Here is a 9,137-nt window from a genome sequence, read left to right as displayed (position 1 = left end):
AAATCCCGGGGAGAACTCTCCCCGGAGATCGATCCCGATGAAACTGCAAGTACGATCATTGTCATGACTTTCGGTCTGCATGTCAGCTCCCCCTTCAATGGGATGGATGCTGATGCAAAGAAGAAAGGATGGATAAAATTCGTGGAGCGGTTCCTGCAGATCGGGAAGAACGAGATCCCTGCGAAATAACAGATATGGAGATTCCATGGATTCACAGCCTTATCTCGATGGCAGAGAAGCGGGCAACGGTGACATTGTTATTCCCGCTCCTCAAGCTGGTCAACAGATGCTGATAAAAAAAACACGGAGCCTTTGCCCCACCTGTAATACGGTTCTTGAAGCAGATATTATCGAGGATGCGGGACAGATCTGGCTGGAACGGACATGTCCGACACATGGTACTGCCCGGTATCTCTACTGGTCAGATGCCGCAATGTATCACCGGTACGAACACTACGATTCCCTGGGAAACGGTATCGAAAACCCGCAGAATATCGCGCCACCGGAGACCTGCCCGACAGCGTGCGGCATCTGCAACCATCACCATTCGCAGACACTGCTTGCGAATATCGATCTTACCAACCGCTGCAACCTGAACTGCGATTTTTGTTTTGCCAATGCCCGGGCATGCGGGTTCGTGTACGAACCGGCATTTGATGAGATCGTAGCAATGATGCAGATGTTGAGGGATCAGAAACCCGTCCCGGTCCCTGCAGTACAATTCTCTGGAGGGGAACCGACCATGCGGGATGATCTTGTTGAGATCATCAGAAAAGCGAAGGAGATGGGATTCCCACAGATACAGCTCGCAACAAACGGAATCCGCATAGCAAAAGAACCAGAACTGGCCCGGCAGCTCAGGGATGCCGGTTTAAGCACAGTCTATCTCCACTTTGACGGGGTCTCCCAAAAAACAAACCCGCACCTGAAAATCCATGAAAACGCGATCAGGAATTTAAAAAAGGCCAGTCAGGGGACGGTGCTCGTCCCGACAATAATCCGGGGAAGAAACGATCACGAAGTCGGGGATATCATCCGGTTTGCGGCCAGGAATATTTCTGTCATCCGGGGTGTGAATTTCCAGCCGGTTGCATTTACCGGTGCTGCTCGTGAAGAGGACATCAACAAATCACGGGTAACCATTCCTGATCTTCTTGCAGGAATTGAGAAGCAGATGGATGGTATGGTAAAAAAGGATGATTTCTACCCGGTTCCGAGTGTGATCCCATTCTCGGATCTTGTCGAGGCATATACCGAACGACCCCAGGTCAGGTTTACTGCGCACCAGCATTGCGGTGCGGCGACCTACATTTTTGTCCAAAATGATGGAGCAGTCGTCCCGGTGAACCGGATGGTAGATGTGGATCATCTCTTTGAATCAGTTGACCAGATGGCGAAGACACTCAAAAAAGGTGGCGCCATTAACAAGTACATGGCACTTCTCGATGGGATAAGAAATATGCACGACTCCGTCAGGAAGGGAGAGCAGGGCAATACAACCGATTTCTGGAGGATGATGGTAAAAATTCTGACCCAGCAGAACTTCGAAGCACTCACGGAGTTTCACCGGCATGCACTGTTCATCGGGACTATGCACTTCATGGACCGGTTCAACTATGATCTCGGGCGTGTCCAGAGGTGTTGCATTCACTACGCGACTCCTGATGGACGCCTGATTCCCTTCTGCACCTATAACAGCGGCCCGGTATACCGGGAGCAGGTGTGGAAAAAATACGCAAAGAAAGATCCGTAAGGAAGATCGGGCGCGGGAAAAGCAGACCGCGCTGAAAATTCTGCCGTTGTTGCCGGATACCGTCGATCATTCGAAGGGATGTCAGGAATCCGGTGCGGAAACACCCCGGGACCCTTCATTGGCCCGGAAGACCCGGTCTTCGCGGTTCCAGAGCATGGCAAGACCGTTCTCAATAATCTTATCGGCGGACATGCTAATTGTACCAGATTCGATCAGAGCAAGAATGCCGCCCGTGATCTGATACATCATCATGACAGGGAACTCGGTCGTCAGGTGAACGGTGCTCTGGATTTTTCAGCAGGACGATCCGGCCAGCCCTTTTACACGTTTCTTACGGCTGAATCCAAGACCTCACGCCCATTACCGGTCCCGGACCGAGAGGGCGAAGAACCCGCAGACGACTGCGGCAATCAGGAAGCTTGCCAGGAACCCGGCACTGTAACCACTGCCGGCAATAATGATCCCGGTGACGAGAGGTCCAGCGGAGTGCCCGATATCCATTACCGATGAGAGCGCCCCCATCGATGCTCCCATCTGTTCTTTTTTTGCAATGTCTGCGGTATAGGCGCTGGTGGCAACGGTGGAAAGCGACATGCCGACAGCAAGGAGAGCACTTACGAGAAGGAATGCGGCAAACGATGACGCAAATGGTATCGCCGCAACAGAACAGCCGAGAACAAGGAGCCCGATAATAATCTGGATCCTTTTATCGACCTGGTCAGCAATCCTGCCAAAGAACGGTTTTGTCAATGTGATGATGAGCGTCTGGGCCGCGAACAGGATCCCGGCCTGGTACGCACCCATCCCCCCGGAGAGCAGGACAAGTGGCAGGAACGTCTCGAACGCCCCGAAGGCAAAATAAGTTGCCATATCGACAAATGCCGTTGCCCGGAGTTTCCGGTTCGAGAAGAACGCGACAAAACTTGTACGGAACGCGGAGAATGGAAGGACTTTGAGCGGCCCTGCATTTTCCCCACGATAAAGAAGAATCAGGAGGAGTACCGGCACGGCAACAACTGCTGCGGCAAGATACACTATCTGGTAAGGAATAAGACTTGGGTAAAAGACGAAGAACGAGATGATGGCCCCTCCCACGAGCGGAGCAAGGGACCTTCCGATCAGGGTGGCGGAGGAGTACTGCCCGAGCATCTCACCGGTATTCTCCGGAAACCGTTCGGCAATCATCGCAGCGATCACCGGCCCGAGGATGGCAGTAGCCATCCCGTGGAAGAACCGGACCGGGATCAACCAGAGGGGATTAAAAATCAGGAGATAGAAGAGAGGGGCCGAAAGGAATATCACTCCGGATGCGATGAGTAGTCTCCTCCTGCCAAGGTGGTCGGAAAGTACTCCTACTGGGAACGAGAACAGGATTCCTGCGAGTGGGGAAACTGCTGCAACGAGGCCGATGACCACGTCACTGGCACCCAAGGCCTGCGAGAACAGGGGAAGCACCGGGTTCTTCGAGAGGGTGGTCGAAAAGATTGCAAAAAAACCGATTAATGAGAGGATATACATCGCCCGTCGGTCTGGTACAACGGAACGGATTTCGGTCATGATTCTCACCTGTATAAGATATTTTTCCCCAAACGTGCGCCCCAGACTTTTACCAGCTCGTATATTCCCATGCAAATCACAGCAGTCATGATGACGAGCCCAAGCCAGCCGCTGCCGATACCCGCGAGGCCGAGCCGGTCGCCAAACGCCGGGACCGCCAAAGCAAGCGCGAGGAAGAGTGTCGCACCCGCTCCCCAGAGGAGCATCACGCGGTTGGAGAAAAACCCGACACGGTGGAGCGGGTCGGTGGATGATCGCGAGACAAACGCCAGAAGGACATGCCCAATCAGCCATGCCGAGAAGGCTGCCGTCTGAGCAATGGCAACGGGTTCGCCCCGGGACAGGATGTACCAGTACGGCACGAAGACGGCCACGAGCAGGGCGAGTCCCCCGGCGCCGATCCAGCTCACCATCGTCCTGTCGAGGAAGGGGGTACGGGGGTCACGGGGCGGCCTCCGGTCGATGGAAGGTTCGGGCGGTTCCGCCACGAACGAGGCCGAGGCCCCGAGGTCCATGAAGAGTTCGAGCAGGATGATCTGGATCGGCGAGAACGGAAATGGCAGGCCGAGGACGAGCGCCGCGGCGAAGACTGCGACCAGCGCCACCTTCACGGAAAGGTAGTACCGGACCCCCTTGGAGAGGTTGTCGAAGATTCGCCTCCCTTCGAAGATCCCCCTGCCGACCGTCACGAAGTTGTCGTCGGCCAGCACGATGTCGGCGGCTTCCTTCGCGGCATCAGTCCCCTTCAGCCCCATCGCGATCCCGATGTCAGCACCTTTGAGCGCAAGGGTATCGTTCACACCGTCGCCGGTGACCGCAACCACCTCGCCCTGTTCCTGGAGGGACACGGTGAGGCGGTGCTTGTGCTGCGGGGTGGTACGGGCAAAGACGCTAACATCCTGCACGGTCTTCCGGAGCTGCGTGTCGGAAAGGGCATCGAGATCCCGACCTTCAAGCACGGTTCCGGCCGGAATGCTGACCTCTCCGGCAATCGCAGCGGCCGTTTGCGGGTGATCCCCGGTCACCATGATCGTCCGCACCCCTGCACGGGCCATCCGTTCTATCGTCTCCCGTACCCCAGGGCGCGGCGGGTCCTCAATGACAATCAGGCCATCAAGCGTGAGACCCCGCCCGAGCTGCTCCGCGGGCAACCCGGACTCTTCGGGGAAGAGGGTCCGGTGGGCTGCTGCGATCACACGTCGCCCCCTGGCGGTCTCCGCCCTGAGCGCTTGCTGCAAGTCTGGGCCAGTCTGACCAGCGCTGGCAATAATCTCCTCCGGCGAGCCGATCACGTAGAGGACCGGACTGCCCGGCCGGTCGCGGACAACCATGCGGGTATTCCGCCCGCTGCCAAAGCTCTCCTCCCGGAGGATTGGGGAGGTCTCTGCAGGGATACCGGATTCCCCGATCTTCTCGAATATGGCCTGGTCTGTGGCAGAGAGGGAGAGTCCGGTCATGGCCGAACGCGCTGCGGTGAGGACCAACGCCTCGTCACTCACTGAATGGACGGCAACGACCCGCATCCGGCTCTCGGTGATAGTGCCGGTCTTGTCGGTCAGGATTACGGTCGCATTGCCGAGGGTCTCAGCCGCCCGGAGCCGTTTGATCAGGAAGTTCTCTTTCGAGAGCACGTACGCGCTGAGGCCAAGGGTCATCGTGATGATGATCGGGAGTTCTTCGGGAATGGTGGCGAAGGCAAGGGCGAGCCCGGTCAGGATGCTCTCTTCCAGCGACTGGCCCCGGAGGAACCCGGCCAGCGGGATAATGACCGAGAAGAAGATGGCAACGAAAGCGAGAGTTTTGGAAAGCGACTTCATGGCGAGCTGCAGCGCAGTCTTTGGCGGTCTGATCATCTGTGCTTGCGCCGCAATTTCCCCGATCCGCGTCTTCCCGCCAGTCGTAACGGCCTCAAGCAGTCCTTCTCCAGCGAGGACGAGCGTGCCGGAGAAAACCTCCCCACCCTCCTCTTTCTCCACGGGAAACGACTCGCCCGTGAGGGAGGACTCATCGACCCGGAGGCTGACCGACGATACAAGACAGCCATCGGCCGCGATCCGGGTCCCGGGCACCAGCACGAGCAGGTCGCCGGGAACCACGCCAGCGGTCGGGATACCTGTGATGTGTCCATTCCGGACGACCTTCGTCTCTGGGGCGGCGATGGTTGCGAGCGAAGCGATCGCCTTCTTCGCCCGGTACTCGGTCCCGATCTCCACCAGGACAAGGGTGATGATGATCGCGTAAAGGGTCAGGGCGTCCTGGAACTCACCGACAATAGTGTACGCGACCCCAACTGCAAGGAGGAGAAGGATCATCGGCTCGGTCAGTTCCTCCTTCGCGATGGAGAGGAACGTCACTTCGTAGGCCTTCGCAACGCGGTTCGGACCGGACTGCTGGAGCCGCTGAGCGGCCGCCTCATCAGAGAGACCTTTTGTCGCTATCAATCGGGACTGGCCATCTATGCCCATACATATCCGCTCCATTCGTCACAATCAGGTTTCATCGAACAGATTTGATACATGATTTGATGCATCCGCAGATAAAGGTGGTAATTTCCTGTAACAGTTATCATGGATACATCTCCCCGCATATCGTTTGCAGATATCCCGGACTATGATGAAAAGCGGACATCTATATCCATCCGGCTGATTTTTTCATAGATCTTCCTCAGTTTGACAATCGGCCAGAGCTGATAAAGGTGAACCGTTACCGGTTCCCACATGGCCACCCAGCCAGCGATCTCGAGGGCTGTTGCAATGAGCTGGGCGGGCCGGGAGTCGCTGAAGGAGTCCGCCACCACCTGGCTTGCAATCATCGCGACCGCAAGGAACGACAGTCCGACAAGGATGGTGAATTTCCCGTACACCCACATCTCCCGGAATTTCCGTTCCTGCATCAGCACCAGGTACATGAAATGATTCCTGATGGACTCGGGAATTTTCTGAGCTTCTTCACAGCAGGAATTCCCCCCCGGCAGGTAAACGACAATCCTGAACTCAGTTTTTTTAGGAAAATCCCGGACAATATCGACAATATACTGCTCTGCCTCGCGGTCCAGTTCCTTCTCATAGAATGGTGCGGGATCAAATGAGTTGTAGAGCTGGATTATTGATGATAATTTGATCTCGATCAGGACCTTGTCGTCCTCTCTCCTGTAGAGCGATTCAATGTTCTTCATGGTTGATCACTGCCGGTTCCATGGTTGTCTTTTCTTCACTGACACCCGGTCAACTGTTTTATTGCTCCAGTTCCACGGATTCTGTGATACTCCGGCCTCATATCCCATATCCCGGAACTATCATCCCGTCTCACGGACTCCGGTTACCCAGTAGACAAACCGCAGACGCTTCGGGATCTGTTTTTCTTCCGTTCCTTCCCTGCCGTTGAACCTGAACACGCCGGGGATCTTCACAATGGTTTTCAGGGATTCGGTAACGTGCCGGGTGAAAACGACGAACGGAGCGGAGATTCCACCCGCAACAAGGGCTTTCAACAGGTCCATTCCGCTGATGCCTGGCAAACCGTTATCCGACACAATCACATCCGCTTGGTATGTGAATGCCCATGCCAGTGCTTCTTCACCGGATACCGAAGAATGGATGACGATGTCACCGGTCTTCTCAAAAATCCGGGGGACGAGCGAGCACATTATTGGATCTTCATCAACATACAGGATGGTTATCATGGATTCGTTACACGATTGACAGTTTCAACTTTGCCAGCCCGGCCACAATTGTCGGGTTTCGTTTCATCAGTTCCTGTATGAGGGTGAGGGTACTGAAATTCTCAAGGTTTATGGTCGCAGCTGACTCGGCTAGTGTATTCAGCTGCTTGTCAGGAAGTGAAATGAAGTACTCCTTGAACCGCAGGTTCCGGGTAAGATCCTTTCCGAGCTTGGCGTCCCGCCATCCCCTATCATACTCCATGAGTACTTGTTTTGAAACATTACCCATTGAGATCGCTTTTACTGTTGTCAGAGCTGCGAGTCTGCCGGTGAACATGGCATTGTATATGCCTCCACCGGTAAGCGGGTCCACGACCCGGGCTGCATCACCGATGATCATGAGACCGTCGCTCACACTGCAGGGAAGAGGTTTGCAGACCGGAACACCCCCGACAACAAGTTCGATAATTTTTCCCCCCGGGAGATGGGAGTTTACAAACCGATCGAGATAATCAATCGCCCGATGGCCGTTCCCGCTCTTCTTCCCTGAGATGCCGACACCGACGTTGGCGGTTCCGTCTCCTTTTGGGAAGATCCAGACATAACCTTCCGGTGCAATCTTGTTACCAAAATAAAAAACCGTTGTGTGTCCATCAATGTCGAGACCGGTCATGAGATACTGGGCACAGGACATCATTTCCTTGGCTGGCACACTCGTGTCAATCCCGCACCACCGGGAAAACTTTGACTCTATACCATCAGCAGCGATAACAACATCTGCCTCAACCGGAGTCCTCTTCCCATACTGTTCCAGGATTGCACCATGCACTGCACCATCTTTGATGAGCGGGGCGACAGCCCGGGTCTTGACCATGACATCTGATCCAGCATCAGCTGCCTGTGCCACCAGATACCGGTCAAAGACTTTGCGGTCCAATACATACCCGACCTTGCTCCCCGCAATATTAGACTCAAGTATCAGGGAGGTTCCATTCGGTGCGACCAGTTCCGCCCGGCCCATCTCGGCAGATATCCAGCAGGGTTCCGGTTCCACAAACTCTGCAAGTGCTTCCTTTCCAATCCCCTCAGCACACCGCACAGGTGCCCCTATGGCCGGTCGTTTCTCTACCAGACAGACGGAGAGACCCTTCTCTGCTGCGGTCCGTGCGGCGATAGCTCCACCCGGCCCCCCGCCAACAACCAGAAGATCATACGCCGATTTCATCCACAACCTCCAATGCACCCAAAGGGCATACCTTTGCGCAGATGCCACAACGGGAACACCCGGGCCCGACATCGAGATACGCATCGATCAGTTCTAGTGTACCTTCAGGACACACCGATACACAACACCCGCAGTACCCGCATACAGAGCGGTGAACTGTCAGTCGTTTTCCTGATTCAACAGAAGGCATGTAAATTATCACCAATCAATTTTTTCGGAGCCGAATACGGCGAATGCCACTGCAATACAGAATGATCATTCTCCCAAAATCATCGAAAATTTCTTTGATCATTGGTTTTCCCTACGCGACAGGAATTTCATGGTCCCGGGTAAAGTTTAATGCTCAGTAAGTTTATTTATCTTTTGATAAGTTAGATTAATGAGTGTTACAGAATGGAAGGAACGCCTTTGAATACACCCCATGGTTTAACAAGGATATGAAAATGCCCCGGATTAATACGGAATACCACAGGGAAGCGAAGGAAAAAATCATCGCCGCCGCACTTGAGATCGCAGCCGAACATGGCTGGGATGAGGTGACACTTGATGCGATAGCCCAGAATGTCGGTACCTCTAAACCCGCCCTTTACAATTATTTCAAGAACCGCAATGTGCTGTTACGCGATGTGCTTTTCGAAGTTTTCCAGAATTTCCAGACCGATCTTAAAACGACGCTTTCCCATGATGAGGATATTCACACGAACGTCAGGAACCTTGCAAGAGTACTTTTCGAGAAGGAGAAAACCCACACGAATCTTTTCTTCCAGATTCCCCTCCGGCTGATACAGGATATGGGGAGCGGTACGGAATTTAATCGCATCTTTGACAACAGCAGGGATATCATCCGTGACTATCTTCACTACGCAAAATCCCGGGGAGAACTCTCCCCGGAGATCGATCCCGATGAAACTGCAAGTACGATCATTGTCATGACTTTCGGT

At 54.5% G+C, this 9,137-nt stretch carries 9 protein-coding genes; 3 read left to right on the top strand and 6 right to left on the bottom strand.

Going from position 1 to position 9,137, the window contains the following annotated elements:
- Both A4E33_RS12135 and tes read left to right on the top strand, forming a co-directional pair.
- A partial coding sequence (locus A4E33_RS12135) for a hypothetical protein (RefSeq protein WP_292348472.1) occupies nt 1-189 on the top strand: 189 nt, incomplete at its 5' end.
- A 97-nt stretch (nt 190-286) separates the two neighbouring features.
- Nucleotides 287-1,753 carry a tetraether lipid synthase Tes gene (gene tes / locus A4E33_RS12130; RefSeq protein ID WP_292348473.1) on the top strand — a complete coding sequence of 489 codons (1,467 nt, stop codon included), beginning with the start codon at nt 287-289 and terminating at the stop codon, nt 1,751-1,753.
- Nucleotides 1,754-2,113: 360 nt separating this feature from the next.
- Here tes and A4E33_RS12125 read toward each other — a convergent pair whose 3' ends face one another.
- From A4E33_RS12125 to A4E33_RS12100, 6 genes are all read right to left on the bottom strand, one after another.
- Entirely contained in the window at nt 2,114-3,310 is a 1,197-nt protein-coding gene (locus A4E33_RS12125) for an MFS transporter (protein WP_292348471.1), read from the bottom strand.
- A gap of 5 nt (nt 3,311-3,315) precedes the next feature.
- Entirely contained in the window at nt 3,316-5,775 is a 2,460-nt protein-coding gene (locus A4E33_RS12120) for a cation-transporting P-type ATPase (RefSeq protein WP_292348470.1), read from the bottom strand.
- 143 nt (nt 5,776-5,918) lie between these two features.
- Nucleotides 5,919-6,485, bottom strand: a complete 567-nt coding sequence (locus A4E33_RS12115; RefSeq protein WP_292348469.1) for a hypothetical protein — start codon at nt 6,483-6,485, stop codon at nt 5,919-5,921.
- A gap of 120 nt (nt 6,486-6,605) precedes the next feature.
- Nucleotides 6,606-6,992, bottom strand: a complete 387-nt coding sequence (locus A4E33_RS12110; protein ID WP_292348467.1) for a response regulator — start codon at nt 6,990-6,992, stop codon at nt 6,606-6,608.
- A 7-nt stretch (nt 6,993-6,999) separates the two neighbouring features.
- On the bottom strand, nt 7,000-8,196 hold the full coding sequence (locus A4E33_RS12105) for an NAD(P)/FAD-dependent oxidoreductase (RefSeq protein ID WP_292348466.1): 1,197 nt from the start codon (nt 8,194-8,196) through the stop codon (nt 7,000-7,002).
- Nucleotides 8,180-8,386, bottom strand: coding sequence for a 4Fe-4S binding protein (locus A4E33_RS12100; RefSeq protein WP_292348464.1), 207 nt, complete (start codon nt 8,384-8,386; stop codon nt 8,180-8,182). The genes A4E33_RS12105 and A4E33_RS12100 overlap by 17 nt, the downstream gene beginning before the upstream one ends.
- A gap of 253 nt (nt 8,387-8,639) precedes the next feature.
- On the opposite strand from A4E33_RS12100, the gene A4E33_RS12095 reads away from it, so the two are divergent.
- A partial coding sequence (locus A4E33_RS12095; RefSeq protein WP_292348462.1) for a TetR/AcrR family transcriptional regulator occupies nt 8,640-9,137 on the top strand: 498 nt, incomplete at its 3' end.

It is taken from the genome of Methanoregula sp. PtaB.Bin085 (assembly GCF_002067035.1).
In the GTDB taxonomy this organism is placed as follows: domain Archaea; phylum Halobacteriota; class Methanomicrobia; order Methanomicrobiales; family Methanospirillaceae; genus Methanoregula.
The sequence above is the reverse complement of the archived record's forward strand: the minus strand, read 5'-3'. Positions and strand labels throughout refer to the sequence as shown.